This is a genomic window from Thermoleptolyngbya sp. C42_A2020_037 (genome assembly GCF_015272455.1).
Classification (GTDB): domain Bacteria; phylum Cyanobacteriota; class Cyanobacteriia; order Elainellales; family Elainellaceae; genus Thermoleptolyngbya.
In genome coordinates this window covers 1-26,880 of record NZ_JACYLP010000022.1, presented here as the reverse complement: position 1 = coordinate 26,880, position 26,880 = coordinate 1, and the positions used below count along the sequence as shown (strand labels likewise).

Annotated in this window: 26 protein-coding genes and 1 tRNA gene; 8 read left to right on the top strand and 19 right to left on the bottom strand. The window is 57.5% G+C overall.

The features are described 5' to 3' along the window. Nucleotides 1-147 precede the first annotated feature (147 nt). From IGS16_RS06750 to IGS16_RS06735, 4 genes are all read right to left on the bottom strand, one after another. Complete coding sequence (locus IGS16_RS06750) at nt 148-744, bottom strand: DJ-1/PfpI family protein (RefSeq protein WP_297084433.1); 597 nt, start codon at nt 742-744, stop codon at nt 148-150. 179 nt (nt 745-923) lie between these two features. Further along, a complete protein-coding gene (gene mgsA / locus IGS16_RS06745) occupies nt 924-2,216 on the bottom strand; it encodes a methylglyoxal synthase (RefSeq protein WP_297084431.1) in 1,293 nt (430 codons plus the stop codon). A 126-nt stretch (nt 2,217-2,342) separates the two neighbouring features. Continuing rightward, on the bottom strand, nt 2,343-4,577 hold the full coding sequence (locus tag IGS16_RS06740) for a glycoside hydrolase (RefSeq protein ID WP_297084429.1): 2,235 nt from the start codon (nt 4,575-4,577) through the stop codon (nt 2,343-2,345). A gap of 186 nt (nt 4,578-4,763) precedes the next feature. Beyond that, nucleotides 4,764-4,994, bottom strand: coding sequence for a NifU family protein (locus IGS16_RS06735; RefSeq protein WP_068511468.1), 231 nt, complete (start codon nt 4,992-4,994; stop codon nt 4,764-4,766). Between the two features lie 245 nt (nt 4,995-5,239). Between IGS16_RS06735 and IGS16_RS06730 the strand changes: the two genes are divergently transcribed. Continuing rightward, nucleotides 5,240-6,007, top strand: a complete 768-nt coding sequence (locus IGS16_RS06730) for a hypothetical protein (RefSeq protein ID WP_297084427.1) — start codon at nt 5,240-5,242, stop codon at nt 6,005-6,007. Nucleotides 6,008-6,037: 30 nt separating this feature from the next. Next, nucleotides 6,038-6,592, top strand: coding sequence for a DUF4231 domain-containing protein (locus IGS16_RS06725; protein ID WP_297084425.1), 555 nt, complete (start codon nt 6,038-6,040; stop codon nt 6,590-6,592). A gap of 117 nt (nt 6,593-6,709) precedes the next feature. Here the strand turns inward: IGS16_RS06725 and IGS16_RS06720 are convergent, their stop codons facing one another. From IGS16_RS06720 to IGS16_RS06690, 7 genes are all read right to left on the bottom strand, one after another. Then, the gene (locus IGS16_RS06720; protein ID WP_068511475.1) at nt 6,710-7,354 is read right to left on the bottom strand and encodes an HAD-IA family hydrolase; all 645 of its coding nucleotides are present in this window, start codon (nt 7,352-7,354) and stop codon (nt 6,710-6,712) included. 266 nt (nt 7,355-7,620) lie between these two features. Next, complete coding sequence (locus tag IGS16_RS06715) at nt 7,621-8,811, bottom strand: NAD(P)/FAD-dependent oxidoreductase (protein ID WP_297084422.1); 1,191 nt, start codon at nt 8,809-8,811, stop codon at nt 7,621-7,623. A gap of 89 nt (nt 8,812-8,900) precedes the next feature. Then, nucleotides 8,901-9,233, bottom strand: coding sequence for a c-type cytochrome (locus IGS16_RS06710; protein ID WP_068511480.1), 333 nt, complete (start codon nt 9,231-9,233; stop codon nt 8,901-8,903). A 65-nt stretch (nt 9,234-9,298) separates the two neighbouring features. Then, nucleotides 9,299-10,480, bottom strand: a complete 1,182-nt coding sequence (locus tag IGS16_RS06705) for an ABC transporter permease (protein WP_297084419.1) — start codon at nt 10,478-10,480, stop codon at nt 9,299-9,301. Between the two features lie 13 nt (nt 10,481-10,493). Further along, nucleotides 10,494-11,786, bottom strand: a complete 1,293-nt coding sequence (locus tag IGS16_RS06700; RefSeq protein ID WP_297084417.1) for an efflux RND transporter periplasmic adaptor subunit — start codon at nt 11,784-11,786, stop codon at nt 10,494-10,496. 188 nt (nt 11,787-11,974) lie between these two features. Beyond that, nucleotides 11,975-12,202: a hypothetical protein gene (locus tag IGS16_RS06695; protein WP_367185742.1), complete on the bottom strand. Its 228-nt coding sequence runs from the start codon at nt 12,200-12,202 to the stop codon at nt 11,975-11,977. A gap of 20 nt (nt 12,203-12,222) precedes the next feature. Then, a complete protein-coding gene (locus IGS16_RS06690) occupies nt 12,223-13,038 on the bottom strand; it encodes a hypothetical protein (RefSeq protein ID WP_297084414.1) in 816 nt (271 codons plus the stop codon). Nucleotides 13,039-13,970: 932 nt separating this feature from the next. Here IGS16_RS06690 and IGS16_RS06685 point away from each other — a divergent pair. Then, the gene (locus IGS16_RS06685; RefSeq protein ID WP_297084412.1) at nt 13,971-14,363 is read left to right on the top strand and encodes an AbrB family transcriptional regulator; all 393 of its coding nucleotides are present in this window, start codon (nt 13,971-13,973) and stop codon (nt 14,361-14,363) included. 320 nt (nt 14,364-14,683) lie between these two features. On the opposite strand, the gene IGS16_RS06680 is transcribed toward IGS16_RS06685, so the two are convergent. Both IGS16_RS06680 and IGS16_RS06675 read right to left on the bottom strand, forming a co-directional pair. Further along, entirely contained in the window at nt 14,684-14,965 is a 282-nt protein-coding gene (locus IGS16_RS06680; RefSeq protein ID WP_297084409.1) for a hypothetical protein, read from the bottom strand. A 400-nt stretch (nt 14,966-15,365) separates the two neighbouring features. Next, nucleotides 15,366-16,940 carry a hypothetical protein gene (locus tag IGS16_RS06675; RefSeq protein WP_297084407.1) on the bottom strand — a complete coding sequence of 525 codons (1,575 nt, stop codon included), beginning with the start codon at nt 16,938-16,940 and terminating at the stop codon, nt 15,366-15,368. Between the two features lie 213 nt (nt 16,941-17,153). On the opposite strand from IGS16_RS06675, the gene rplU reads away from it, so the two are divergent. Next, complete coding sequence (gene rplU, locus IGS16_RS06670; RefSeq protein WP_297084405.1) at nt 17,154-17,567, top strand: 50S ribosomal protein L21; 414 nt, start codon at nt 17,154-17,156, stop codon at nt 17,565-17,567. A gap of 68 nt (nt 17,568-17,635) precedes the next feature. Then, nucleotides 17,636-17,908 (top strand): 50S ribosomal protein L27, encoded by a 273-nt coding sequence (gene rpmA / locus IGS16_RS06665; RefSeq protein ID WP_068511494.1) that lies wholly within the window; start codon nt 17,636-17,638, stop codon nt 17,906-17,908. Nucleotides 17,909-18,073: 165 nt separating this feature from the next. Here the strand turns inward: rpmA and fabG are convergent, their stop codons facing one another. Continuing rightward, nucleotides 18,074-18,823, bottom strand: coding sequence for a 3-oxoacyl-[acyl-carrier-protein] reductase (gene fabG / locus IGS16_RS06660; RefSeq protein WP_297084402.1), 750 nt, complete (start codon nt 18,821-18,823; stop codon nt 18,074-18,076). A 192-nt stretch (nt 18,824-19,015) separates the two neighbouring features. Here fabG and trxA point away from each other — a divergent pair, with 192 nt between their 5' ends. After that, the gene (gene trxA / locus IGS16_RS06655) at nt 19,016-19,333 is read left to right on the top strand and encodes a thioredoxin (protein ID WP_297084401.1); all 318 of its coding nucleotides are present in this window, start codon (nt 19,016-19,018) and stop codon (nt 19,331-19,333) included. Here trxA and IGS16_RS06650 read toward each other — a convergent pair. The 4 genes from IGS16_RS06650 to IGS16_RS06635 form a co-directional block, all read right to left on the bottom strand. Then, the gene (locus IGS16_RS06650) at nt 19,330-21,027 is read right to left on the bottom strand and encodes a glycosyltransferase family 39 protein (RefSeq protein ID WP_297084399.1); all 1,698 of its coding nucleotides are present in this window, start codon (nt 21,025-21,027) and stop codon (nt 19,330-19,332) included. The genes trxA and IGS16_RS06650 overlap by 4 nt on opposite strands. Beyond that, nucleotides 21,024-22,217: an aminotransferase class V-fold PLP-dependent enzyme gene (locus IGS16_RS06645; RefSeq protein ID WP_297084397.1), complete on the bottom strand. Its 1,194-nt coding sequence runs from the start codon at nt 22,215-22,217 to the stop codon at nt 21,024-21,026. Before IGS16_RS06645 ends, IGS16_RS06650 begins: the two co-directional genes overlap by 4 nt. A gap of 18 nt (nt 22,218-22,235) precedes the next feature. After that, a tRNA-Asn gene (locus IGS16_RS06640) sits at nt 22,236-22,307 on the bottom strand. A gap of 174 nt (nt 22,308-22,481) precedes the next feature. After that, entirely contained in the window at nt 22,482-23,051 is a 570-nt protein-coding gene (locus IGS16_RS06635) for an NYN domain-containing protein (protein WP_297084395.1), read from the bottom strand. Between the two features lie 393 nt (nt 23,052-23,444). Between IGS16_RS06635 and IGS16_RS06630 the strand changes: the two genes are divergently transcribed. Next, nucleotides 23,445-23,963: a DUF3172 domain-containing protein gene (locus tag IGS16_RS06630; protein WP_197673443.1), complete on the top strand. Its 519-nt coding sequence runs from the start codon at nt 23,445-23,447 to the stop codon at nt 23,961-23,963. Nucleotides 23,964-24,057: 94 nt separating this feature from the next. On the opposite strand, the gene IGS16_RS06625 is transcribed toward IGS16_RS06630, so the two are convergent. After that, on the bottom strand, nt 24,058-25,467 hold the full coding sequence (locus tag IGS16_RS06625; RefSeq protein WP_297084392.1) for an amidase: 1,410 nt from the start codon (nt 25,465-25,467) through the stop codon (nt 24,058-24,060). Between the two features lie 272 nt (nt 25,468-25,739). Between IGS16_RS06625 and IGS16_RS06620 the strand changes: the two genes are divergently transcribed. Beyond that, nucleotides 25,740-26,880: DnaJ domain-containing protein (locus IGS16_RS06620; protein ID WP_297084390.1), on the top strand; the 1,141-nt coding region annotated here is incomplete at its 3' end.

Below are 26,880 nucleotides of genomic sequence, written 5' to 3'. Positions count from 1 at the left end.
CACTTCACAAGCATTCCAAAATCGCCAATCCAAAATCGAAAATCAACCCAGAAAGTAGCTCAGACAAAATAGCCCAGAGGCGATCGCCCCTGAGCAGTGAAATCTCCTAAATCCCATCAGAATGCTGCGACTCAATGCCGAAAAGCGCTACACCCGCAGCAGTTCTGCATGTTCAATGCGGGTGCCCAGCACCTTAAGAAACTCTGCCAGCCAGCGCGGATGGGCAGGCCAGGCAGGAGCCGTTACCAGATTGCCGTCTACGACGGCCTCCGTTACAGGAACGTCAACATACTGACCGCCCGCAGCGGTGACTTCTGGGCCGCAGGCGGGATAGGCCGAGCAGCGCTTGCCGCGCACGGCTCCAGCGGCAGCCAAAAGCTGTGCCCCGTGGCAGATGGCGGCAATGGGTTTGTTGGCACTGGCAAAATGCTGGACGATGTTGATGACATCCGCATTCAGCCGGATATACTCTGGAGCGCGGCCGCCGGGAATCACCAGCGCGTCGTAGCTGGCGGGATTCACCTCGGCAAAGGTGGCGTTGAGCGTAAAGCGGTGTCCTGGCTTTTCGGAATAGGTTTGGTCGCCTTCAAAATCATGGATCGCCGTGCGGACAAACTCCCCCGATTTTTTGTTGGGACAGACGGCGTGAACCGTGTGCCCAACCATTTGCAGCGCCTGAAAGGGCACCATGACTTCGTAATCTTCTACAAAGTCTCCCACCAGCATCAGAATCTTCGCGGCCATGGTCTGTCCTCCTGAAAGCTGTTCGATATTGTTCGATATGGACATATTTTTGACCTTACGCCGTTGATCTGGTTCTGTGTCGCTAGGGCAACAAAGCGTAATTCACAAAATGTATCGCCACATGTATCGCTATATATCGCTGCTCAAGTCCGCGCCTTGCTTGCCAAACAACCTACTCGCTAGCCAGACAGCGCATTCAAGAAGCCAGGTTTGGGCACCAACACCGTGAGTCCATTTGGAATCGTTTCGACTTCAATCGGCGTGGTGCCAATGATTTCGCCATCGAGAACCACTTTTTGCGGCGGATTGGTGGTCACTTTCAGGCGAGACGCTCGCCCATGCACAACGTTTGGTCGCTGCGGGGTGCCGCCGACCAGTGCGGTTCCAAAAATTTGCAGCATGGTGGCGATGCCCTGGAGCTTATTCTGCACCGAGGCGATCGTCACGTCTAGCAACCCGTCATCGAAGACCACTTGCCCTGCGCCCTGCGCTAGGACGGAGGTGGGGGGTGCTGCATTGGCGATGGTAATGGCGTGCGCCTGAAAAGGATAGACTTGTCCATCGGCTTCAATTTCAGCGTCGAAGAGGGATTGCTGATCCATCGCTTCCCAGCCTGCCATCAGATAGGCCAGCACGCCCCACTGGTCTTTGAGTTCACGGCTAGAGCGCTCAATCGTCAGCGCTTCATAGCCCACGCCCGCCAACAGAATCATCGGCAGCCCGTTGCAGCGGGCCACATCGACTGTGCGCGTGTATCCGCCTGCGATCGCCTGACAGGCACTCCGAATGGGAAACACTCCGGGCAAACCCAGCGCCGTGGCGAAGGCATTGGCTGTGCCTTTGGGAATCACGCCCAGGGGAATCCCCGTGCCAATCAGTGCCTTGGCCACTGCCGACACCGTGCCATCACCACCTGCTGCGATGATCACATCAGGATGGCTGGCGATCGCCGCTTCAATATAGTCTGCCGGGTCTTCCTGCTCCGAGGTGGTATACACATGCAGCGTCATGTGTGGCTCTAGCAGCTGGCGAATCAGCGTCAGATCTTGGTCTGGAGAGCCGCGTCCCGCTGCGGGATTAAAGACCAGATGGGCAACGGGAACATTGGTGAGGTGGAGGGCGATCGCCTCGGCCGTTGCCAGATTCGTCGCCAGCGGCACGTTGTGGACGTTGCAGATCCGCAGCAACGCCTGAATATCCGGTTCATGGGGCTGGGCATAGAGGGGATCGACCAGAAAAATCACCGCCAGCACCTTGCCCTCACACACCTCCGCCGAGATTTGCGCGTCGCCGCCCAGCGGCCCCGACAGCATTCGCTCCACCGTCAGGCTCGTTGCGTCCTGAATGCGCTGCCCCGTCGTACCCGTGGCGACCAGCCGATGCCGACTCAGCATAGCCTGATGCCGCTGAGCAAACTGAACGATGTCGTCTTTTTTGGAGTCGTGGGCAATCAGGGCGATCGTGTTGGGCATTGATGCAGCAGTGAAGTGGATGAAGTGTTGGAGTCGCTTCCTTAATTTACCTTGTTACTCCACTCCCCCATCACTCCGTCACTCTGTCACTCCGTCACTCTGTCACTCCGTCGCTTCCAATTCTCCCTAAGGCACTTGCACCGGAATCAGCGCATTCTCCGGCAGGTTTGCCACAAACCGGCCCTCGTCTGCCAGAAACACCACCACGCGCAGGGCCCAGTCGGGTTCTACGTCGCGCAGGTCGGCCCAGGGCACGGCGACCTCCAGGCAGGTGTCGAGGGCAACCTGGGCCTGGGTGGGGCAGTTGTGCCACTGGAAGTGGTCACTGGCTTCTTGCAGCCAGCGATCGCCCGTCCGCAGGTTAATCCCCAAATGATGGTGGAACAAGTAGTTCATCGGCGCTTCGTCGGGCAGGTCGGCCAGGGGCGCAGGGCTATTGTGCATCGTGCGATTGGGATAGAACCACAGCAGGTGTAGCTCTGGGGGAATATCCACGCCAATCCGCGTACCGCTAGCAAAGTCTACCCGCAGGTAAAAATTCAGGTGATCTACGCCATACCAGAGGCGTTGCACCTTGCTGCTGCGGTGCATTGTGCCGCGTGCGCCGCCGACCTCGATGCGCCCTGCTTTGTCCCAGTCTTGCTCGTCGGCGCGTCCGTCGATCATGGGGCTGATAAAGCTGTCTGGCCCGTGGCTGCGGGCGCGGGCGTGGTCTTCGACGGGGCGGCGCACGTCTGGCGGTATGGGTTCATTGAGGGCAGCGTAGAGCGCGGTCAGGTGTTCGCGGAACAATTGGTCGAACATAGCATCCTGATTGGAGGAGTGCCCCTCGCCAAACCACCAGAACCAGTCCGATCCTTCGGCGGCGTAGAGCGCTTCCCAGGCTTCGGGGTTGGTTTCTTCGGTGGCTTCGGGGTGGGCGGCCAGCACGGCACGAGCCTGAGTCAGCAAATCCCAGGCGCGATTTTTGGCAGGGTCGCCGATCCAGGTGGTGAAGTTGCCGTCTACCCAAGAGCCGCTGTGGAGCGTGTCGGCGGGCAGGGTTTCTGTCGCGGGGAATTGGTCGAGAAATTCAGCGACGGTAACGAGTTCGATTTCGCTGTGGTCGCTCAGCTTTTGATACAGCGCTTCTAGGAAGGGCTTGCCGTCGAGCGGGTAGTATTCCCAGCAGTTTTCGCCGTCGAGGGCAATGGTGACGAGCCAGGGCTGTTCGAGGGTTGTTGTGCCGTCGGACTGGTGGGATTTCAGCGTGTGGGCGATCGCCTCTAGATGGCTCACCAGGTCGTTTGCGGCCGCTTCTGGCTCCATCACGCCATAGGTAAAGCCAATCAGGTCAGACAGGCGGTGATCCCGGAACACGATCGAGAGGTTTCCATTGGGCGTTTCCAGCCGATAGGGGCGATAGAGCTTTTCCGGTTCCAGCACGTTGCCATGCCCGTCGCGGTGGAAAAAGTGCTTCAGCGTCCAGCCCAGCACGGCCTCATCCGACACCAGCCATTCAAACTCCTGCGCCGCCACCTCCGGCAAAATCGCGGGACTGACCGACTGCTCTGACGGCCATAGCCCGCGCGGCTTGCAGCCAAATCGTTCCCAATACATCTGCTTGGCCCGCGTCAGGTGGCGGGGAATGTCTTCTGGCCACTGAAAACGGAAGTTGGGCAGCGCCATATCAGGCACGGCCACGCGGCCAGCGTTGGTATCCGCCAGCAGGGGCAGGATGGGGTGTGTGTAGGGCGTGGTGATCACCTCAAGCTGCCCCGTTTCCTGCATCTTTCGGTGGTGGGGAATGATGTGGCTGAGAATTTCCTTTTGCTTGGAATAGATTCGCTGGCGATCGCTCAGGGTAAACCCGCGCCCCTGCTCTAGCCATTGCGAAATCTCCGGATCGCCCCAAAACAGCGGATCAATCCACGCCAGGTTATGCCACGCCAGCAGGTCGCTATAGTCCTGCATGCTCCAGTGTTCCAAGCACCACTCGCGCCCGTTGTTCTGCCGCTGATAATACAATTCGGCGTAGCGCGGATGCGGGTCAATCAGCGTGCGGTGGTTGCCATCGAAGAAATGCTCGATAATAAACTGCTTCTGCTCTTGATCGAGCGTGTCTTCGGGAGACAGCGCCAGCGTCAGATACGGGTCAAACGCGGTTCCCGCTACGTAGTCTTCGATCTGCATCATCAGCGACGGCACCAAGTTTACGGTTTGATGGAGCTTGGGAAATTGCTCCAAAATCAGAATCAAATCCAGGTAATCCTTTGTGCCGTGCAATCGCACCCAGGGCAAACGATATTGTCCGGCAGTCCGGCTTTTGTAGAGCGGCTGATGCTGATGCCAGATAAAGGCGACGTAGAGAGGGTAGGGCATATCAACGTTCAATAACGTTCAACAACATTCAGTAACAGGCAGTAACAGGCAGTAACAGGCAGTGGCGAATCGGCGCGAAAACAAAAGGCAGGGAACCCGATTGTCCCTGCCTCAGAGTCTACCAACACCTGGATCGGTGCGGCGTAGCAAATTTCCAGAATTTTTTTATGGTTTTAATTCGAGGTGTTACAACACCTGTTCGACTTCAACAATTTCGGGAATGCTTTCGCGCAGCTTGCGCTCGATGCCCATCTTCAGCGTCATTGCAGAGCTGGGGCAAGAGCCACAAGCACCCTGGAGCCGCAGCTTGACGATGGGCCCGTCCAGTTCTACCAGTTCCACATTGCCGCCATCGGACATGAGGTAAGGGCGCAGTTCGTCCAGCACCTTTTCTACGTTGTCGGTTGTCAGTTCCATAGTTGTCACTCGTTTTTACCTGAAGAGGCGATCGCCCAGAAGTATTTATTCTTATTGTAAGTGACTGTAGAGAGTCGCTTCTGCATCTCTCTAGAGCCATTGCTGATCGCCGGACACCAACGAGGGGGGAACCCCTTGTCTCCGTAGATCTTCAGAGGCTTCTATCCCTCCGGGTTTTCTAAAACATTAATGAAGGGAGTCATTTTGACTCCTAGGTGCAATAGTAAACACGGAGCCTGCCACCCATGATCTCAAGCGCGTACAAGATGGAAAACCGCTTCGATATCCAGTTTGAAGATGGTGCTGTGGCAGCTGTTCTGCGGGCTGAGGCAGATCGCGAGTTGCCTCTGGTGCTTGACCAGTTGGGCTTAGTCAAAAAGCGGCCTGTGCTGGTGCTGGTGGGCGGGGCCGGCAAGCTGAGCCGCGAAGATCAGGCACAAGTGCGATCGCTCTTTGTAAAAGTTTTAGCGCCCCTGGCGGAAACCCTCGGTGCAGCCGTGATTGATGGCGGCACAGACACAGGCATTATGCGGATGATGGGGCAGGCCCGTCGCCGCACCCACGGCAGTTTTCCGCTCATTGGCATTGCGCCAGAACAGATGGCGATTTTGCCGGGGAGAAGTGCGTCTCACCCCGATGCCGCCAATCTAGAGCCAAACCACACCCATTTTGTGCTGGTGCCCGGTCGCTATTGGGGCGACGAATCCGCCTGGATTGCTCGACTGGCCAGCGCCCTGTCCGATGGTTTTCCTTCGCTGACCGTGCTGATCAACGGCGGCGAAGTCACCTGGAGTGATGCGTCGCACAATGTGGGGCAGGGTCGCCCGCTGCTCGTCGTGGCAGGCAGTGGCCGCACCGCCGACGCGCTGGCCGATGCCCTGGCCGGGAAAATCACCGATGAACGCGCCCGCAAACTGGTAGCATCGGGGCTGATGCAAGCCGTTGATCTGCGTAGCTCAGAAAAGTTGTCCTGTGTGATTCACGAGATTTTATCGAGTAAAATCCTCTCATGAGGACTTTAGCTCCACAACCCAGGGTGCATTATGGCTAGCAAAGACCCCTACCGCGAGCAGCTTAAGCAAGATTTTGGCACCTTGTTTAACACCTTGGAACTAGACGAAACCCAGCGACACTACCTGCGATCGCGCTGGCTAGATCAGGTGCTGTGGATGGAGAACAAGGCCGGTAGGGCGCGCGATCGCTATTATCGGCTGCGGCTGACCACGATTATTGGCGGCGTGCTGGTGCCAGTGCTGGTGAGCCTGAATAACGTTGATAACCGCAATGCAGATGCCATTATCCGCTGGTCTACAGTGGGCATCAGCACGGTGGTTGCGGCCTGTGCAGCAGTCGAGGAATTTTTCAAGTACGGCGAACGCTGGCGACACTACCGCCGCAGCGTAGAGTCCCTGAAAACCCAGGGCTGGCAGTTTTCTCAACTGACCGGGCTATACGCACAATACCCCACCCATGAAGAGGCGTTCGACTTCTTCGCCAGCCAAGTCGAGGATATTATCCAAAAAGACGTAGAAACTTACTCAACGACCGTTGCCACTGCCAAGAGACACGAAGACTCTGCCCAACAGAGAGGTTTCTAAGAGCGATTCTCGATTTTAGATTTGCGATTTTTGGGATTTGCAATTGGAATTCTCGATTGGGATTTTCGACTGGATAGAGCAGCCATAAAGCTCGCAATGTAGCCATGTGGAGACAGGCTATTCCCGCTTCAGCCAGATGCCCCGCAGCCCCGCCCGCGTCGCGCCTTCATAGTCTTCTCGGAAACTGTCGCCGACGTGCCATGCGGCAGCAGGCGGGCAGTCGTGCTTTTTCAGCGCCAGTTGAAAGATTTGAGCATCTGGCTTGGATACGCCTGCTTCGGTAGAAATCGTGACCGAGGAGAAGTAGTTGGCCAAATCCAGCGCTTCCAGCACGCTGTGAATCCGGGAGTCGAAGTTGGACAACACACCCAGTTCCACGCCGCGATCGCGCCATTGACCCAGCGTGGACAGGGTGTCGGCGTAGACAAACCACGGGTCTGCGGCAGCGAAGTGATCGTAGAGCGCACTGAAAAAGGCAGAGAAATCCGCAAACTGGTTCAGCACGCCAACTTCTTGAAACGTCTCAGCGGCGATCGCCCACCACCAGGCATACTCCCGGTCGGGAATCTCCGTCGGATCGGTTCCTGGAAAAGCCATCGGCGTTGCAGCCTTAAAGCTCTTAAAAAACGCCCGATCCACCGCCGCTGCATCCACCGTCACCCCAAACCGCTTGGCCAGATCGGCATACACCGCACCCACACTGCCGCGAACACCAAACAGCGTACCAACTGCATCAAAGAAAATGACCTTGGGGAGGGGCATTGGGGGAGGGGGGGATGAAAGGAGGAAGAACGAAGAAGGAAGAACGAAAAAGGAAGAGGGAAGAACGAAGAGGGAAGAAGGAAGTGTGAAAGTTGGGGGTTGGGGTTAGCGGATTAATGCGCTGGGGAGAGACGAGCGAAGCAGCCATAAGGGGCGCTCAAGCGAGGAGTTGGAAAGAACCCAGAAAAGCATCTCTATCTTTTTTCGCTTTTCTTTTTTCGTTCTTCGTTCTTCCTTCTTCGTTCTTCCTTTTCCCTTTTTCCCCTTCAGCTTGCCAGCAGATCCCGAATCGGTTTCGTGATCCAGTTCAGCCCTACTTTGATTTGATGGTCGAAGGTGGGCATTCGATAGAGGTAGGCGAGGCGGCGGAAGAGATGCGCGGCGGGCCCATCGAGGGAAACGCCGAGTCCCGTGAGGGTGGCTTCGGTGGTGCCAAGGGAGAGCATTTCGCCCAGGTGCTGATAGCGGAAGGGCAACAGGGGGCGATCGCACAGAGAAGCCCACACATTCCATCCGGCATAGTCTGCCGCCTGGAACGCGGCTTGAGCCGTCGCAGGCACTTTTTGCCCGTCGGCATCCTTCATCTCGGCCAGGTCGCCCAAGGCAAAGATTTCTGGGTAGTCTACCACTTGCAGGGTTGGGCTGACGAGGAGTTGCCCGCGCTCGGTCTGGGGCAGAGGCAGGCTTTTCACAAAGTCTGGCACCTTGTTGCCCACCGTCCACATCACAATATCGACCGGAAGGGTGTCTACTTTGCCGCGATAGTCTAGCGAGATGCTGTCTGCGGTCACCTCGGTCACCTGGGTTTCCAGGTCGATCCAAACTCCGCGCTTTTCCAGGGCTTTTGTCGCAGCGTCGCGGTTAAAGCTGGGAGAATTTCGCAAAATCTGATCGCCCAGTTCCACCAGACGCACCCGACCGCGATCGCCCAGCCGATCCGCCAGCTTGCAGGCCAGTTCTACGCCGCTGTAGCCTGCGCCCACAATAGCCACGCGAATCCGGTCGGCGGGCGATGCTTCGAGGATTCTTAGCCGCTCTTGCAGCCGATAGGCATCCTCAATCGAGCGAAAGGGGATGGCATATTCCGCCACACCAGGTGCCATCGTTAGGGGCGTTTCGCCGCCCAGGGCCAGCACCAGGCGATCATAGTCCAGCGTTGCGCCATCCTGAAGTTGTACCTGGCGAGCCGTGACATCTACGTGGGCAACGGTTCCCTGGCGAAACTGGATGCCTGTGTTGGCCAGCAGTTCCGAAAACGGCGGCGCAACCTCCCAGGTTTGCAGTTCCCCAGTCACCAGCTCGTAGAGCAGCGGCAAGAACAGGAAGCGATCGCGCTGATCCACCAGCACAATCTCTGGCTTTGCGTCTGTCCAGGGCAACTGGCTGAGGCGCAGGGCCGTGTATAGCCCACCAAACCCGCCGCCCAGAATGCAGATTCGATTGGAACGTTGGGTCATATATGAATGTGAAGGTTGAAATCGGGCATCACCCTTAGGATATCGCAGGTTTTGAGGGGCGGGGTTTTCAGGCCAAAATTTTGGAACGCTCAGGATTTCCACCCCGCAGCGGCGCGATCAAGGACGTAGGCGGCGACGGATTCGATTTCTTCAGCCGTGAGCTTGTCCTTGTAGGCAGACATGTTGGCCTTGCCGTTGGCAACAATTTGGGCGATCGCCTCTATCGTGGCATAGCCGTTCTTCTCCAGTGCGGGCTGCCTCAAATTCTTGCCGCGCCGAATGATATTGCCCCCGTTGACGTGACAGCCCGCGCAGTGAACCTCGAACACAGCTGCACCCGTCTCTAGATCAGCAGCGTGAACGGGAAGTGACGGGCTAAAGACCAGTAAAAAAGATAGCAGTGCGATGAGAAAAAGACGCATTTTGAAATTTTGGATTTTAGATTTTGGATTTTAGATTTTGAATCTAAGCCTGAATGCCCAGCCGTTTATTCCCTGAGCGCGGTTACGGGGTCGAGGCGGCTGGCGCGGAGGGCAGGGAACAGACTGGCTCCGATGCCAACGAGCAGGGCAGAACTCATGGCCACTGTAGCAGTGCGGGGGTTGAATTGGTAGGGCAGGTCAAACTGTTGGGCGACGAGTAGCGTGAGTCCGTGAACCGAGGCGATCGCCACCAGACCGCCCATCGAACTCAGCAGTACCGCTTCCAGCACAAACTGCACCAAAATTTCCTGCTGGGTTGCGCCAATGGCACGACGGATGCCAATTTCTGATGTGCGCTCAGTTACAGCGGCAATCATGATATTGGCAATGCCTACCCCACCCACCAGCAGCGAAATGGCTCCGACGGCCGCCAGGGCCCGCGATGTGAGCGTTAGCATCTCCTGCTGCTGCAATACCTCTTCCACGTTATTCCAGGTGTAAAAGCGATGCCCGCCATAGCGTTGTTGCATCAGCGTCTTCACCTGATCTTCCAGCGGTTTAATCTGAGTGAGTTGCTTGGGCCGAACGCGCACGGCATCCATACCGCGATTGCCCGTAAGAGCGCTATAGAACGAGAGCGATACCAATAAAAGACCGTCTCGATTTGTGCTTTCGGGATTGACTTTGCGATGGATGACACCCACCACAGTGAACGGCTGACGATTCACATAAATTTGCTCGCCGACCGCTGATATATCTTGAAACAGGGACGCGGCTAGCATCTGATCGATCACGGCAACCGGACGGTAAGCCGCCAGATCAGCGGACGTAAAAAATCGCCCCGACTGCAACCGATTGCCAGAACTGCGGAGATAGTCGGTGTCTACTGCAACGAAGCTGGGCCGGGCGCGGCGATCGCGAAATAGCGCCTCTTTCGGCCCGTCCCACTTTAGCCCGCTGACCACGGCCGCCTGAGGCAAGCGCTGCTGCAAGTAGGCAATATCGCTCTGCTGGAGCGATACCCAATCATTTCCGCCCATCCACTCAGGAATCGCTGTCACCTGGGGCGCTTCCTGATCGGCCAGACGGCGGGCAATCACGGCGCGGCTAATGTCGCCAACATTCAGCGTGGCGCTGACGGCGGCAACACCCATCAGCGTGCCCAGGGTCGTCAGGAGCGATCGCACGGGGTTGCCGCGCAGCGATCGCCAGGTCAGCATCAGCAAATCTCCCGGCGCAAGGCTCACGGTTCGCCCTCCGTCAATTCCGCTCTGCGTTGCCAGATGCATCTAACGGGTTTGCAGGCACAACGGGCATTCCCGGCGTCAGCAGCACGTCTGGCGGCGGCACAATGACGCGATCGCCCGGCCGCAGCCCCCTCGTTATTTCTACCTCCGTCAGTCCCTCCAGTCCCAGTTCCACAGGCTGCTGCTGGGCCCGTCCGTTGCCGTCCATCAGCCAGACGAACGAATTTTCGCCATTGCGCTGCAACGCCTCGATTTCCAGCGTCACGGCATTCTGGCGCTGTTGTAGCACCAGTTCCACATTGACCGAACTGCCAGGAATTAGCGTTCCTGTTGGGCGATCGAGGCGAATCGTCGTCGGCACGGTGGTCTGGGCAGATTGGGACTCACCAGACTCAGAGGCGATCGCCTGCGGATACAACTCCACCACGCGCCCCAGATACACCGTTGGGTCGGGTCCAATCACCGTCACCCGTGCCGTTTGTCCGGGGCGCACCTGCGCCGCATTCAAAGTGGAAAGCTGCAACTTCACCAATTCCTGGCGCGGATCGCCCAGCGTCAGCAACTCCGTCCGCCGCTCTACACCGTCCCCGTCCTTCACGCTCAATCCCAGCACCACGCCGTCCCTCGGTGCCGTAATGATGGTGTCCTGAAGTTCCTGCTGGGTGCGCCGCTGCTGCAACTGCAAGCTTTGGAGTTCTAAGCGAGCCGTCTTCACAGCCGTCTCTGCATCTCGCAGCGCTGCCAGCGATCGCCGCACCTCTGTAGCCTGCTGCTGCACCCGTTCCCGCGAAATTGCGCCTGCGTTGGCCAGCCCTTGCAGCGTGGTCAATTGCTCCTGATCGGCGCTCAGTTGTGCCCTGGCTTCGTCAATCTGCATCTGGCTGCGGGCCAGGGTTTCCACCTGCTTTGCGGCTTGCAATTCCTGCTCTAGCAGGGCCGTTTGGCGATCGGGATTCCGCAACACGATCAACGTTTGCCCCTGCTCGATGCGATCGCCCGGTGCCACCAGCACCTGCTCCACAGCCCCTTCCAGCGGCGACAGCAGGGTTTGCTGCCCGCCCAGCTCCAGCGTGCCGCTTTCGTTAATGACGGTTTCTACCGTATCCCGCTCTATCGTCAACAGGCGCACCGCTACTGGCTCGGGCCCCCGACTGGTCACCCAGGCATACACTGCCCACCCGCCCAAACTCAGCAGCGCCAATGCGCCCGAAGTCAAAATCAGACGCGATCCAGTTTTGAAGCGATAAACCGACTTTTCAGGAGGGGTAGACCGGGAGGGAGATGCAACCGGAGGAGGCTGGAGCATAGCAGTAAATTGAAAGGGCGATCGCTCTAATGATATCTCTATCCGATATCACATGAGAATATTTACTAACTACACAAAAAGCAGCCAGGATTCCGGAACCAGGGCCAAGGAACGGAAGGGGGTAGAACCAGAAAGCCGCGTCCTCCGGCAATCCTGCTACGATCCCATGCCCTCGAGATTCTATCACCTCAAGATCCCATCACCTCAAACCCACTCACCTCCAAAACCGGGCCAATCATGGCAATCGACATCACATCGTCGCGCACCTTTCCCGTCACACGCACCTGCTGACCTGCCTTCAGCAAGCCCTCTGGCGCGTTTTTCATGATTTCATAGGTGCCCTGCTCGGTCCTCAGCGCCCACGCGCCCATGCCAAGGGTAGATTTTTCAACAGTTCCTTCCAAAGTCAACATGATGGCTTAATGAGGGGATAGGTTTAGGCGGGGCATTCGGCGGCGCGAATCAGGCGGATTTGAGCCAGGGTGAAGACAACAGGGATGACGCGGGCATAGTTGGTGGCGATCGCCCGCCAGCCCAAATCTGCAAAGAACCACGCCCACAGCGCCGGCCCCAGTACCGCTAGCACCGAGCGCACAGCCCCATACCGAGCAGCGCTGGCGGCCATGCCGCGATAGGCCGCCCGCACCGCAACCTGATTGGCGATCGCCCCGCCGGCCTGTTTTGCTGCTTGGTAGGTCGCCGCGTGTAGCGTAAACTGACGCGCCATCATTTGCAGCAGCCACGGCCGCACCACCGCACTCACCGCCAGCGCACTGCCGCCCTTCATCAGCAGACCAGATGGGTTGGTTTGCAGCGACGGCGGAAGTTGGCGAGTTAGCTCAGCATGGGACAGCGACTCCTGCAATTCGCTGTTTAATACCCGCTGCTCAGACGGGGGCAACTGCTGCCACGCCCGCTGGAGCAACGTCAGAAAAATCTCCGCTTCTAGCTCTGCGGTGGACAGGCTGAGGGAATAAGGAATTCGCAGATAGCGACAAATCTGGATCAAGACCTGGCGGTAGGTGACGTGGCGCGTCTTGCCCTGCAACACCGTTATCCCGTCCGCCGCCAAAAACCGAAAGCGCTGCTCCAAATCGCTCAGCCAGCGATCGCGCTCCTGGCTACACACCGCCACGGGGTCGGGCGTATACACATAGTCTAGCGGGTTCAGCTTGCGGCAGAACAGGATCTCGGTCAGCACTTCCAATTCCTCTTCGGTCGCCAGTTCCAACGCTGCCCTTAGCTCGTCCACGCTGCCTCCTCCCCACGGTTCAACAAAGAGTCCGACAATATCAAAGTCTGACAATATAAAGTCTGACAAAGAGTTCTACAAAAAAGAGCCTGACAAAGAACCCTAACTAAAGAATCCTAACTGCTGTTGCACTGACCTGATTCTATCTGGCAGGCTCCGGTTTTGGCGTAGTTCTATGAAGAATTGCCAAACCCCTGGATATTAACCGTGCTGCATGGGACGATTCCTCCCTCACCTCCTCGCGTCCTGAGTATGCGTTTGCCCTGAGATAGAGAAGCGGGCGATCGCGCTGAGATTGTTATCCAGCGCTCCGCTCATACAGCCAGTCGATTCCGTTCAGCAAGTCAGTCATGCAAGTAAGCAGAGATATCCGCCTCAGAAGCTATCTTGATGCACCGATCTCAAGCAGGTTTCTGATTGCAACCCCTAGGCTGCCCACTGTCCTCCTGAAGATGACCAAACGGGTTGCATTCAATTTGCCTACAAGCCCTGTCAAAAAAGTTGGTTCCAAACTCGTTATTTGATATAAACTCATCGTCTATATAGATGGGCTAATGAATGGCTCGTCCATATGGACAACTGCTGACAAGCAATGGTTTGGCTGAACATTTAGCCGCGATCAGAAGGTGAAATCGCCCTAGCGCCAGAGTGAAATGAGCTTTCTCGAACGCCGCTTAGAAAAATGTATGGCTTTATCTATCTCGTTGTAACATAGGGGCAAGCTACAGCGTTTCTGAGGCAGGTCTAAAGCAAGTGAAGGTGTGAATTATCATGATCCTTGCACAGGGCATAGAGGGGATGCTTCAGCTAGCAAGCAAACGCTGTGAAGTCAAAAGCTAGAGCAATGTCCTGAATAGAAGTTCCCGATGAATGGGGTCTTCGGTTAGGCAAGGCGCAATGTTTCTAAGTCGCTCGTTTTAGAGTTTAGGTGAATGAGTAGAAAAAAGAAGATCGAGCCACTGACAGGAGAATCTCTGCTGGCTAAGGTGAAGCAACTAGAAAACCTTACCAAGGAAGAGAAGGCTAGGGAGTGCGGATACTATACCGTTACTAAAAATGGTGTAGAGCGGGTCAATATGATGAAATTCCTGAATGCGTTGATTGACGCGGAGGGAATCGAGCTAGACAGCAAATCTGCGGCAAATGGTCGCGGCGGACGCAGCGCCAGCTATCGCATTACGGTGCAGTCTAACGGAAACTTGCTGATTGGCTCTGCCTACACTAAGCAGATGAATTTGCAGCCCGGAGACGAGTTTGAGATTTCTCTTGGGCGAAAGCATATTCGTCTGAAGCAAATCGATGAAGACGGCGCAGTTGAAGAGTAACCGCAAGCTCATCAATCAGGGTTTCCTGACATCGAACTTCCTGACCGTGAGTCCTCTCATCAAGATTTTGACTGTCAGGCGCTTCCTATGCACACTTCGATTGATAAAGGGTGTATGTGATGAGGGGCTTGATGTACAAGGGTTCATCAGTATGTCTGGCTCAACAGCCTTCACCCAATCGTCTCTATGATTGTTTCCATCAGTGCGGCAGATGAGGTTTCTCTAACTCATTTGCCGCATTTTTACTGCCATTATTGCAAGGCGATCGCCACATTATTCTGATGCCCGCTAATGCCCCAATCTTAATGCACGAATCGTCTTCAGGCTGCACTCAGCAAAACGGATCTGCCCAGCAGTCGATACAGGCGGACTTGCTGCTTGGTTGCCTGGGTAATGGCAAATAGCTCAATACCCCAATGTGCGGCGTATTCTTTTGCGAAACGTCTTGCTTGCTTTGCAGATTCGGCTTGAATGAGCAGTTCATCGGCTAGCTCGGTTGTGCCCAAGTAGGCAAACTCTGCCAGATACACTGCGACTGGCTGTTTGACACTGGGCTTAACACTGGGTTTAACACTGGATAAAAGCGTTTGATGTTGGGGCATGGCGTGTATTGCAGAATTGTGGGGGTATCTTCAAAGATGCACTTTGACGCACTTTCAAAGGTGCATCTCTAAGGATGCAATGTACGCTAGACCAAATCAGTTGGGTCTAACATCCTGGAACCAGAGAGTTTGAACAGAGTTTGAGCGGATTCAGGCTCTAGATTTCCTGAACCTGTGTCATGAAAAACCAGTAGGATTGCCCAGTAGGATTGCGAGTTTTGCAGTTCGGCTGTCACGAATCTCTAAGTCTAGTGTGCCCGGTTTCCCGGAGATGGCAACAGGGGCGATCGCCCTCCTCCACCCAAAATTTACAGAAGGCGATCGCCCTTGGGGACATTGCTTCATACATCCGGGCTTTGCAAGTCAGGCAAACTGCTGAGAGCCAGACACAATTCTCAGATCACGGACGGGGCGATGGCCAGGGAATATTCGGATCTTGGGCCAAGTGACGAGCGACCGCTGCGGCACCGTCTTGATTCAGGTGGCTGGGGTCGGCGAAGTATTGATTGCGCGTGGGCCAGAGCAGGCTCAGGTCGCGGAAGAGAAACCGCTGCTGGGTGGCGATCTGCTGCATGTGCTGGCGAAACTGCTGCTCGCGGCGACGACGCAGCGGATCGAGGTAGTCCTGAGTCAGCGGCAGGCTGACGAATACGAGGGGAATCTGGCGATCGCGCACATAGCTGGTCAGCGCCACCGTCGCCTGGGTCTGGGAGCCAGTCAGCTGAAACGGCGTGTAGTTGCTGTCGTATTGGCCCGCAACGCGGGGAAACTGGCGGTAATACGTGGCGGGGTTGAACTGGGTGGCGATCGCCTCGAAGCCATCCGCCCGCAATCCCGAATTTGCAGGCACATCGGGCAACACCACCACCGAGGCTACTTGGCTCGGCGCGGGCAGCGTCGGATCGAGAAACGACAGACAGACGGGCGACTCCGCCAGCAGCGCATCCCCCGGAAACGCCCGCTGTGGATCGGTCAGATCAGGAACCATCTGCAACGGTGTCAGCGTGGACCGAAGATCCAAGAAAAAGTTCGCCGCGTCGGGATTCGACCAATCTACAGAGGAGGATAGAACAGGCTCCGGGTGAGGCGTTTGACCTTTTTCTTCTTTGCGATCGCCCCCAGAAATTTGCCCCGTGACTTGCCCTGAGACTTGCCCCGTGGTTGCAGCGGGCGATCGCGCGTCCGTGGGGGCGGGGGTCGATGCTTGCGCCGTTGCGCTAGGGGCCGCTGGGTTGACCACAGGCTTTGCCAGTACTGGAATCGGCGGAATCTCCAGGCAAATTTCGGGCGGCTGCTCGGCGATCGCCTGCGACGCGGGCACAGGCTCCGGCGGAATCGTTCGCACACGCGCCGCCAACTGGCGATAACCTGCTGAAGATGTGATGCCGTTAAACGTCACGTCCGCCTTGGCGCTGTTAAACGCCCGCAGCCCGTCTGCCCAGATGATCAGCCGCGGCAGGCGGTCGGGCGGCAGCACTTGGCGGACTACCAGATCCATCACGCGAGCCGTCGCGCCGTTAATGCTGAAATTGTAAATTCGCAGGTTGGGGCGGCCCCGTTCTGCGAGCGCCTGCCGCAGCACCGCCGGGTCGATGCCCTGCAACGCCCGCGAACTGCCGATAATCAGCACATCGGGCGTGCCCTCGGTCATTACGTAGTGCGAATAGAGCCGGATCTGCTGGTCGAGCCGCTGGCTGTTGAAGGAAGGGAAATTCGGTAAATACTGGGGTGAATCGGGCAGCGGATCTGCCGAAGCGGGCGGCAGGCTTACTGTAGATAGCAGCGGCACCAGTGGCGGCAGGGGGGCGATCGCCTCTATCTCAAACGCCTCCACAGGCAAAATCGGCATCGACCACAGCGGCACCACCAGCGCCGACCCCGCTGCCCAGCCCAAGTGCCCTTTAACCGAGTGCAGCTTTATAAGCCGAATCAAGCCGTTTTTTAAGCCGCGATAGATGAAATTGCCAGCATTCATAGCGCTGTCACGTTCAGACGCGATTCTTCGCACCGCATTACTCATTTACTATAGATCCCCTGGTGGAAACGAAAGCGAACTTGACACTTTGGCAGATTCTTGGCGAGAATGGTTAACTGTTGTTTATGCGCTCGGATCAGGTTCTAAACAGCATAAAGGACATGGCTCAACGCCTTTCCCTGATGCGGCCTGTACGGCGATCGCTTTACGAAAATGACCTACGCAATTGTCGAAACGAGTGGAACCCAACTACGGGTAGAGCCGGGCCGGTTCTACGACGTGAACCGCCTGGATGTGGGCGAAAACGAAAAAGTCACCCTGGATCGGGTGCTGTTTGTTGAAAACGAGGGCGAAATTTCGGTGGGTCAGCCTTTGGTGGCTGGGGCAACCGTCGAAGCGACTGTCATGCGCCATCTGCGGGCCCGCAAAATCATCGTCTACAAGATGCGCCCCAAAAAGAAAACCCGCAAGAAGCAAGGCCATCGCCAAGATCTGACCCGCCTGATGATCGACGCGATTCACCTGGGCGGCGCGGCCCCAGCGGCTGCAAAAAAATCTGAAGTTGTTCAGGCGACTGATCTGGTGGACACTGCCCTGGAACCTGCGGCAGACGACGCAGAAGCCTAGAGGGTAAGCTGGAGCGCAGTTTCTGGTTTTGAGACGTGAGTTTGTTGATTTAGAAAAGGGCAGGAATCATGGCACACAAGAAAGGAACGGGCAGCACTCGCAACGGCCGCGACTCTAATGCACAGCGCCTTGGCGTGAAGCGCTACGGTGGACAAACCGTGACCGCAGGCAGCATCCTGGTGCGTCAGCGCGGCACCAAAGTTCACCCTGGCTTCAACGTTGGCATTGGCAGCGACGACACCCTGTTTGCGCTGATTGATGGCGTGGTGACGTTTGAGCGCAAGGGCAAGAGCCGCAAGAAGGTGAGCGTGTATCCGGTGGCGGAAACCGCGTCTGCCTAGCTGAGACGAGTTTGAGGAGCGGATGAGGCGATCGCGCCTCGTTTGTTTTCTTGCACTAACCTAACCAGCGTTAGTCTTAAAGCCTCTGAGGTAAAGCTTCGGCCTATTTCCTCAGAGGCTTTTGAATTGCCGTCTAGCCCCTGCTTTAGCCCTTCATCTCTCGCTCTAATCCATCACCATTCCGCCGTCTACATTCAGCACTTGCCCAGTGATATAGGCGGCAGCGGGGTCAGCCGCGAGAAAGCAGGCCGCTCCAGCAACCTCTTCGGCCTGTCCATAGCGCCCCAGCGGAATGAACTTCAAAATATCTTCACTGTTTAGCCCGTGGGTCATGTCGGTGGCGATGAACCCAGGGGCGATCGCATTCACGGTAATCCCACGCGGGGCCAGTTCCTTGGCGACGCTCTTGGTAAAGCCAATCACGCCCGCTTTGGCCGCGCTGTAGTTCGCCTGGCCGGGATTGCCCATCAGCCCCACGACCGAGCTAATGTTGACGATCCGCCCAGACTTTTGCTTCAGCATGATCTTGCTGGCGGCGCGGGTACAGAGAAACACGCCCGTCAGGTTCAGGTCGATGACGGCCTGCCAGTCCTCTGGCTTCATCCGCAGCAGCAGCGTGTCGCGGGTAATGCCTGCATTGTTGACCAGCACATCGACCCGCCCCCACTTCTCCATGACGGCGTTGAACAGCGCATCCACCTGATCCGCCTTCGATACATCGGCTTGCAGGGCGATCGCCTCACCGCCTGTCCCAGCAATCTCTGCCACCACCGCATCGGCCGCCCCGCTGGAACTGGCGTAGTTGACGGCGACCTTTGCGCCCTCTGCGGCCAGGGCCAGGGCGATCGCCCGTCCAATTCCCCGCGATGCACCCGTCACGATGGCGACCTGTCCTGCTAACCGTTGTGTTGTCATAGCCGTTTCTCGAAAATCCAGAGTTCATCTTATCCCAATGCGAGTCCATGAATTTAGGAGAGTCGGTCAAGGGGGCAGGACTGGTGAGAAAACCCGCAGCGCCTTGCCAGAAAACCGCCCCTCGCGGCGAGAAATCCTCACTAGGATGGAGATACAAGCAGCCCCAAGCCCTACTCAACGGAGGATGCGACGATGGCCGTTAAAAAAGCCTTTGGCAGTTTTCAAGAAATGATTGACCAGTCGGAAAAGCCTGTGCTGGTGGATTTTTATGCAACTTGGTGCGGCCCCTGTCAGATGATGGGCAAGATTTTGGAAGAGGTGAATGCCCAGATGAAGTCCAAACTGCGGGTCGTGAAAATCAACACCGAAGCCTATCCAGATTTGGCCTCAAAGTATCAGGTCTACGCGCTGCCGACGCTGGTGCTGTTTAAGCAGGGGCAGCCTGTGGATCGGATTGAGGGCGTGTTGACTGCGCCGCAGCTCATGCAGCGCCTTGCCGCGAAGATCTAGCCCTCGCAGCGGAGGTGGTGCAGCCGATAGCCGTCTTCCGTGCCGTCGTCTAGCACGGTGCAGTTTTGTTGCGCTAGTCCCCGAAGCAGCGCCGGACGCTGGGGAATTTCGATATTCAGCAGCCAGAGGTCGAGTGGTCGAGGCTGGGTCGCCACAGCGCGGAGGATGCTGGGGGCGATCGCCGCTGTGGGGGACTCCTGATGCGCCAGTAGAAAACGCGGTTCGGGGGCATCTGGAAACTGCGATCGCCAGGACCACGCCACGCCCATCAGCCGACCCGTTTGCCCATGCGTGCGGTGGGCGATCGCCACTAGAACCGGAAAGCGGGTATTCTCCCGAATCCGCTGCGCCAGCAAGTCGGGCCGGTGCGTTTTTTGGAAGCCCAGGTTGGCCAGCACCGTAAGGCTGCCCAGCAGCCCCAGCAAGGCTACCAGAAGAATCACCCGCCGCTCCCCCCGTTGCCACAGGGCCGCGAGTCCTCCCGCAACCAGCACCATGACCGCCGGGTAAACCACAAACTGATAGCGAAATGCCACGGTCAGGTCGCGCTGAAAGCCATAGGTGATGAGCAAAAACAGGGCGATCGCACTTAGCACCACGCCCCCCAGCGGCAGGACTGCATCGGGCGTTTTCTGAACCTGGAGCCGCAGACCAGCCGTGAGTTTGGCAGCCGTCCACAGCGCCAGCCCCACCAGCGCCAGCACCGAGGCGTAGGCAATAACCTGCGACTTTGCCTGGACGGGCAGCAAATAGAGCATACTGACCAGCCCGCTGAGCAACTGTCCTAGGGGAGTGAGCCACGCCAACCCCGTGCGATCGCGCCGCACAATCCAGCGGGTTAGCTCCGATTCCTGCGTGCCCTGAATCGTTGGCAGCCACACCAACCCGCTGAGCAGCGTGCCCATGCCCACTGCCAGCACCCGCCCCCAGCCCGCCCCCAGGCGAAAGTTGCGCTGGCGAATTTGCAGCAGCGCCAATCCGACCAGGGTCAACGCTTCGGCAGCAAGGGCGATCGCCACAAAATAATGCGTCGCCAGCCCCAGCCCGTTCACCAAAATCCACGCGCCGCAGAGCCAAAGCGCGGGCGCTTTCCCGGTTTGCAAAGCGCGAACGGTCGCCAGCAGGCAAGCTAGGGAGGCCATCACCCACAGCACGGGCAGCGTGTAGTGCCGTGCCTCCTGCGCCAGATACACGCCAAAGGGCGACACTGCCATCAGCAGGGCGGCCAGGTGAGCAGCGGGGCGATTGCGAAAGGCCAGCCAGCCCAGCCCAAAGGCAGCGGGAATCGTCAGCGTACCAAAGAGGGCAGAGAGCGATCGCACGCCCCACAGCGAGACATACCCTCCGTCGGGGGAAAATAGTTGCAGCCAGAGGTGCGTCAGCACAAAATACAGCGGCGGATGGTTGCTCTCGCTCAGCAGGGTTTGCACGGCATCGCCCACGCCTGCATCGGGGTTGGGCACGAGCGGCTGCATCAGTTCCGATAGAGAAATCACGCGGTCTATCGGCACGGTGCGGAAGCTGTTGCCCAGGCTAAAGACCATCGTAGAAAATTCGTCCGTCCAGGGGGCTTTGTCCGACAGGCGGGCAAACCGCAGTGCCAGACCCAGCAGCATCCATCCCAATAGCCAAAGGAGCGATCGCCCTTCAGGGACAAGTTTGGCAGTCGAATTTGTGGAAAAGCGATCGGTCACTGGGATTTGGCAAGCAATAGCGCAAGGACATCTGCCAACCGATCATAGTCTGCGGGCGTGTTGTAAAGCTGCGCCGACAGGCGAATCAGCCGATTGGACGCGCCCCGCCAGGGGATCACGGGAATTTCAATGGCGTGGTCTTCGACTAGCACCCGGTAGAGCGAGTCGGCATCGCCCTCTGGCAGCAGTAGCGTCGCCATCGAGCCGATCATCGCGTCGGGACAGGGCAACCCCAAACCCAGCCGTTGACTCAGCATTTCCCGCGCCCACAGCGCCAGCGCCCGGTTTTGCGCCATGATGTCCGCCCATCCGCCGGGCAGCAGCGCCGCGAGATGCTGAATCGCCGCGCCCACACAGAGAAACGGCGTGGGGTCGCCCGTGCCCGTCCAGTCAAATTCCAGATGGAAAAAGGAGCGATCGCGCCGGGGAGAATTGGCTCCGTGGCTGATTACCAGCGGCCGAATGCGATCGCGCCGATCTTCGCGCACATAGAGAAATGCTGCTCCTTTGGGCGCACAGAGCCACTTGTGGCAGTTGCCTGTGTAATAGGCCGCGCCCAGCTCGCCCAGATGCAGCGGAACCATGCCCGGAGCGTGGGCCCCGTCGATCAGCGTGTCGATGCCCTGATTGGCTAACGCCTGAATCAGCGGCGAAATCGGCAGCACCAGCGCCGTCTGGCTGGTCACATGGTCGATGAGCAATAGCCGCGTCCGGTCGGAGACGCGACTCAGCACGCTTTGCACGACCTGTGATGGACTCGTGAGCGGAAAGGGAATGTCTGCCACCACCACGGTTGCACCGCTCTGCTGGGCCACGAAGTCTAGCGCGTTGCGGGAGGCGTTGTATTCGTGGTTTGTGGTCAGCAGTTCGTCGCCAGGGCGAAACGAGAGCGATCGCAGCACAGTATTCACGCCCGTCGTGGCGTTGGGCACAAAGGCCAGATCGGCAGGACTCGCCCCCACAAATGCGGCCAGCACCGCCCGCGACTCGTCTAGCAAGGGTTCGAGCGATCGCCCAAAGAACTGCACGGGCTGCGCCTCTAGCTGCCGCCGAAGCGCTTGCTGGTTCTGCTGCACGGCCAGTGGACACGCGCCAAAGGAGCCGTGGTTTAGAAACGTAAAAGCAGGGTCTAATTCCCAGATCTCTCGCCAGCCCTGACTCGACGCATCAACCACCGCAGAAGAGAGCATGGCACAAAATTCAAAAAACTCCCCAGGCTGGATTCGAACCAGCGACCAATCGGTTAACAGCCGACCGCTCTACCACTGAGCTACTGAGGAACGCGAATCTCATATTAACAGATCGAAACGGCCAGTTGGCAAGAGCGAACCGCAGTTTTTTTGAGATTTTTTTGGAGCCGTTGGGAAGAAGGGAAAATGAAAAACGAAAAAAGAAGAACGAAAAACGAAAAGAGAGACGGGAGAGATGGAGGCTTGGGGTTGCTGAAAGCCACTTTAGGGCTGTTCAGGCTCTAACTCTCCAAACCGTAGTCGGGAGAGCTTTTCACGCGCCTGTGGGTCGAGGGAATTGGCTAGGAAGCGGCCGGGCGATCGCCCCTTGGTGAACTGTCGCTGCCGCACCCGCCGCTCTGCCGCCTCCACTTCCGACAGTAGCCGCTGCGCCGACATCAGTTCTGCGCCGTAGCCGATGACCGTCTGCTGCTGCGCCCGGTCAGAGGTGGCCACAATCAGCCGCTGCTCAAACTTCCGCAGATCGTTGCGAAAGCGAGAGCAGGCTAGTTCGATAAAGGTATCTGCTGTTTGCTGAAAGTCGGTATAGCAGATGCAGAGATTTTCGGTAATGATTTCGCGGCTGCCCGGCGTATCCTGATATTGCGCGTCGAACACGACCTGCGTGTTAAAGCCCTGAAACGCGCTGTAGCCCACCAGCGATTCCACTAGCCCACGCCGCGCCTCTTCCAGCCCGTGGCGATCGCGCAATTGTCGCAGCACGTCCCAGGCTCCAATCACGTTGTAGCCATCGACGAGCAGAATTGCCTGAAACACGGGGCGGCGACGGGGCATGGCAGAGTGCGGAGTGAGACAGTAGCGAACCATTGGCGAGCTAATTGCAAACCAACGGCAAACCAGAAAGCAGCGTTAAATCATTCCAAAGCCGTGATAGCTAGGTATTACCTCTTCTTATATGATGCCCGGTTTTGTTGCAATTCGTAAACCGCTGCCGCTGTTCCCTGGAAGCTTGAGAATCTCGACTTGCCCCTTTCCCCCCTTTCCCCAAACCCTGTTTTTCGATTCCTGCCCCCGTGCCTGTCGATTTCCCAAGCGAGGCACTAAACTGGATGAAAGGATTCGGCAAGTGCCCAGTCCTGGCTTCTTTAGTAGTCGTTGTGCTTTTCCAGATATTTCCCTATGGCACGTAGACCCAAGGCACCCCAGCGTCCCCCTGCTTCCCGCTATATGGATGACGAACCCAAGCGATCGCCCCTCGGCTCAGCCATTAACTACGGCACGGCAATGCTGATGGCTGCCGTGTTGATTCTGGGCATCGGACTTGGCATTGCTTTTAGCTCGACGGCAAACTTTGGCACGGAGAACGTCGCCTCGCGAGAAGTGATCGACCGCAGCGCTCCCAATGCTGACATCTGCGTGCAATATGGAGCCAGCGCCATCACGATGGACATGCGGGCGTTTCTGACGCTGAACCCGTTTAGCGTGTATGTGTCGCGTCCGGTGATGCAACCCGGCTGCGTGTTGCGGAGTAGCAACTGGTCGATTCTGGAGAAGGCGAACGTGGTGAACGCGCAGGAAGTAAATGAGTGCCGTCGCCGTTTGAATACCTTCGGCTTTACGGGCGACATCCAGAAAGGTGGGGAGAATGTGCGCGTCACCTGCATTTACCAAAACGACTCGGCCCAAAACCTGTTCCTGGATCAGTCTGGACTCACTGGTACGCCGCGAGAAACCGATCGGTTCTAAGTTTATCGGTGTCTCAGTCCGCGAGTCTCTAATTCAGAGCATGGTTTGCGGGGGCTGGCCAGGGGGTCAGCCCTTATTTGCAGGAAAGCCCATTTTAGGAGATGGCGATCGCCGGCCGGTGCTGAATCCACGGCTGGTCTTGCTCTAGCTGTGCCGCCAGGGAAATGAGCGTCACTTCGTCGGCGGGCCGCCCCACCAGCTGAACGCCGATGGGTAATCCGGTTTCGGTGAATCCCGTCGGGATAGCAATACCCGGCTGTCCGGTTGCGTTCAAGATGGGGCTGGGCGCAACCCAGTGGACAATGTTTTGAAACATTTTGTGGGCAGGTAGGCTAGCCCATTCCCCCACGCGAATCGTGGGATGGAGAAACACGGGAAACAGGGCGGCATCGTAGGGCAACAGCGTTGCGACAATCTGGCGGGCGGCAATCTGCATTTGGTTCACTGCGGTCAGGTATTGTCCGGCGCTGCGTTTGCGCGATCGCCAGTAGAGCCAGCGATTTAGCTTGCCCATCACAAACCACGGCACGCCCACGTCTACGCCCGTTTGCCAGACGGCGATCAGCGGCTCCACCAGTTGATTCAGGTCAATCTGCACAGGTTCGACCGTGTGGCCCAGCGCCTCCAGCCGCTTTGCCGTGTCCAGCACGGCCTGGGTGCAGGCGGCATCGGCAGCCCCGATGGGCGAAAAGTCAGTAGTATAGCCAATCCGCAGGCGACCGGGCGATCGCTCCGTTGCTGCCAGAAAACTGGGTTCGGGGTCGGGCAGCCAGTAGGGATCGCCCACGGTGTAGCCCGCCATTACGTCCAGCAGGGCGGCTGCATCTGCCACCGTGCGGGCGATGGGGCCATCGGTAGACAGCCCGTTCATGCGATCGCCCACCGGAGCCAGCGACACCCGCCCTCGTGCTGGCTTTAGCCCCACCAGCCCACAGCAAAACGCGGGTCCGCGAATTGAGCCGCCGCCGTCTGTGCCCTGGGCGATCGCCGCCAAACCCGCCGCCACCGAGGCCGCCGCGCCGCCGCTAGAGCCGCCCGGTGTATAGTCCGGATTCCAGGGATTGCGGGCGGGTGGAAAGCCGCGCGGCTCCGTAAAAGGCGTGGAGCCAATTTCTGAGGTGGCCGTTTTACCCAGCAGCACGAAGCCCGCCTGCCGCAGCCGCGTCACCACGCCCGCATCTTCGGCAGCGACTCGATTCTTTGCCACGCTCAAACCATAGCTACAGCACTCACCCGCCACCGGAGTCAGATCTTTAATAGAGATAGGGACACCCAAAAACGGCGGCAGTTCGCTGGGGTCTGCCTGGCGGAGCCGCTCGGTCTGGTCTTTTGCCGTGGCGATCGCCGCCTCGGCCATCACGGTGAAATAGCTGCCCAGCAAGGGATTCAGCCGCTCGATTCGCTCTAGGTATAGCTCTACCAATTCCAGAGGCGACACCTCGCGGCTCCGAATCAGGCGAGCCTGCTCTAGCGCAGGGGTAAAGGCAAGGTCAACGGCATTCATGGGTAGTGACGTTCGGTAAGGAGCGACTTCTGACGACTGTAGCAAGGCCACTCCAAAATTCTCGCAACAGCAGGACAGATTTTCTGAATCCCCGCGATTTGTGCCTGCTGTCCCAGTTGTCTCCATGTGAATGGCGCTTGTTCAGATTGCCCCATTCTGATTGCCCACTCATGATTCCTGTGAATACTAGACCATCCCACCCGTCGCGATCAGGCAACCCTGAGCAGGGTTAACTAGCAGGTCAACTTGTGTGCCAACTTGAGTGCTGAAATATGGCAGAAATTCATTCCTATTACGAGCGTCTTCATCTCAAAGTTGGCGCATCCGAAGCTGATGTAAAGGCGGCTTATCGGGCCCTAGCAAAGCGCTGGCATCCTGATCAGTTTCGTGATCCGCAACAGAAGAAACAGGCCGAAGAGGAACTCAAAAAAATCAATGAAGCCTATCAAAAAATCAAGGCGTTTCTCATCGAAAATCCCTCTCCTCAAACTGAGTCAGGAGAACAGTCTCAAGAGCGAGAAAACTCAGGCCCAACCGCAAATCATTCGTCATCCAAATCCTCGTCGGCACAGACCAAAATCTACGCTTCAGGGGCATCGGCCGCAGAAGCGCTTTACCGGACGGGTGCTGAGTTGACCAAGGACGGAAAATATGAAGAGGCGATCGCCCATTTCAGCAGCGCCATCAAGCTCAATCCAGACTATGCAGAAGCTTATCAACATCGGGGCTTTGTCTATTCTTTGATGGGGTTGGAGCTAGGGGCAGAATCAGACCTGAGAAAAGCCAAAGAACTGGGACTCACTCCCCAAAACCGTACCTCTCGGTCGGATCGAACGGCTCAATCTGAGCCTGAAACTGCTTCCGAAATTCTGACTCCGCAAAACTCCAAAGGTCAAACGTGGCAATGGATTCATCCCCTAGAGCCACATGACGATGAAGTCACAGGACTGCTATTTTCCCCAAATGGCAAGAGCCTAATTAGCGCCAGTAAAGACGGATCAATTAAGCTGTGGAATCCGCTAAAAGGCACACTACTGGCTGCATTAGAAACCCGATCAGCGGCGATCGCCTCGCTGGCTCTTAGCGCAAATGGCGAAATTTTAGCCAGCGCTAATGCCATGCCTGAAGTCAAACTCTGGCATTTGCGGACGGGCGCTTTGCTCAAAACGCTCAGACCCAATGCGGAGGCGATCGCTGACCTCACCTTTCATCCGCATCAGCCGATTCTGATTGTCGCTAGCAAAGACGGCAGTATTACCTTTTGGGATCTGCGATCGGGAAAGTTAGTGAAAGGCTTGAACTGGCAAAAAACCTCCGTTTCTGCCCTCGAAATTAGCCCCGACGGACGCACCTTGGCGATGGGTGCGTGTCACCTTCTTGGTAGAAAAACTAGGCTGGAAAAGACGCGCATCT

What these genes read in the sequence shown, in the direction of transcription:
- fabG (WP_297084402.1), bottom strand. Translation starts at nt 18,823, where the DNA reads ATGACAACACAACGGTTAGCAGGACAGGTCGCCATCGTGACGGGTGCA.
- IGS16_RS06685 (WP_297084412.1), top strand. Translation starts at nt 13,971, where the DNA reads ATGAGTAGAAAAAAGAAGATCGAGCCACTGACAGGAGAATCTCTGCTG.
- IGS16_RS06625 (WP_297084392.1), bottom strand. Translation starts at nt 25,467, where the DNA reads ATGAATGCCGTTGACCTTGCCTTTACCCCTGCGCTAGAGCAGGCTCGC.
- IGS16_RS06635 (WP_297084395.1), bottom strand. Translation starts at nt 23,051, where the DNA reads ATGCCCCGTCGCCGCCCCGTGTTTCAGGCAATTCTGCTCGTCGATGGC.
- IGS16_RS06680 (WP_297084409.1), bottom strand. Translation starts at nt 14,965, where the DNA reads ATGCCCCAACATCAAACGCTTTTATCCAGTGTTAAACCCAGTGTTAAG.
- IGS16_RS06715 (WP_297084422.1), bottom strand. Translation starts at nt 8,811, where the DNA reads ATGACCCAACGTTCCAATCGAATCTGCATTCTGGGCGGCGGGTTTGGT.
- IGS16_RS06720 (WP_068511475.1), bottom strand. Translation starts at nt 7,354, where the DNA reads ATGCCCCTCCCCAAGGTCATTTTCTTTGATGCAGTTGGTACGCTGTTT.
- IGS16_RS06630 (WP_197673443.1), top strand. Translation starts at nt 23,445, where the DNA reads ATGGATGACGAACCCAAGCGATCGCCCCTCGGCTCAGCCATTAACTAC.
- IGS16_RS06725 (WP_297084425.1), top strand. Translation starts at nt 6,038, where the DNA reads ATGGCTAGCAAAGACCCCTACCGCGAGCAGCTTAAGCAAGATTTTGGC.
- IGS16_RS06730 (WP_297084427.1), top strand. Translation starts at nt 5,240, where the DNA reads ATGATCTCAAGCGCGTACAAGATGGAAAACCGCTTCGATATCCAGTTT.
- mgsA (WP_297084431.1), bottom strand. Translation starts at nt 2,216, where the DNA reads ATGCCCAACACGATCGCCCTGATTGCCCACGACTCCAAAAAAGACGAC.
- rplU (WP_297084405.1), top strand. Translation starts at nt 17,154, where the DNA reads ATGACCTACGCAATTGTCGAAACGAGTGGAACCCAACTACGGGTAGAG.
- IGS16_RS06740 (WP_297084429.1), bottom strand. Translation starts at nt 4,577, where the DNA reads ATGCCCTACCCTCTCTACGTCGCCTTTATCTGGCATCAGCATCAGCCG.
- IGS16_RS06700 (WP_297084417.1), bottom strand. Translation starts at nt 11,786, where the DNA reads ATGCTCCAGCCTCCTCCGGTTGCATCTCCCTCCCGGTCTACCCCTCCT.
- IGS16_RS06750 (WP_297084433.1), bottom strand. Translation starts at nt 744, where the DNA reads ATGGCCGCGAAGATTCTGATGCTGGTGGGAGACTTTGTAGAAGATTAC.
- rpmA (WP_068511494.1), top strand. Translation starts at nt 17,636, where the DNA reads ATGGCACACAAGAAAGGAACGGGCAGCACTCGCAACGGCCGCGACTCT.
- IGS16_RS06735 (WP_068511468.1), bottom strand. Translation starts at nt 4,994, where the DNA reads ATGGAACTGACAACCGACAACGTAGAAAAGGTGCTGGACGAACTGCGC.
- IGS16_RS06710 (WP_068511480.1), bottom strand. Translation starts at nt 9,233, where the DNA reads ATGCGTCTTTTTCTCATCGCACTGCTATCTTTTTTACTGGTCTTTAGC.
- trxA (WP_297084401.1), top strand. Translation starts at nt 19,016, where the DNA reads ATGGCCGTTAAAAAAGCCTTTGGCAGTTTTCAAGAAATGATTGACCAG.
- IGS16_RS06675 (WP_297084407.1), bottom strand. Translation starts at nt 16,940, where the DNA reads ATGAATGCTGGCAATTTCATCTATCGCGGCTTAAAAAACGGCTTGATT.
- IGS16_RS06645 (WP_297084397.1), bottom strand. Translation starts at nt 22,217, where the DNA reads ATGCTCTCTTCTGCGGTGGTTGATGCGTCGAGTCAGGGCTGGCGAGAG.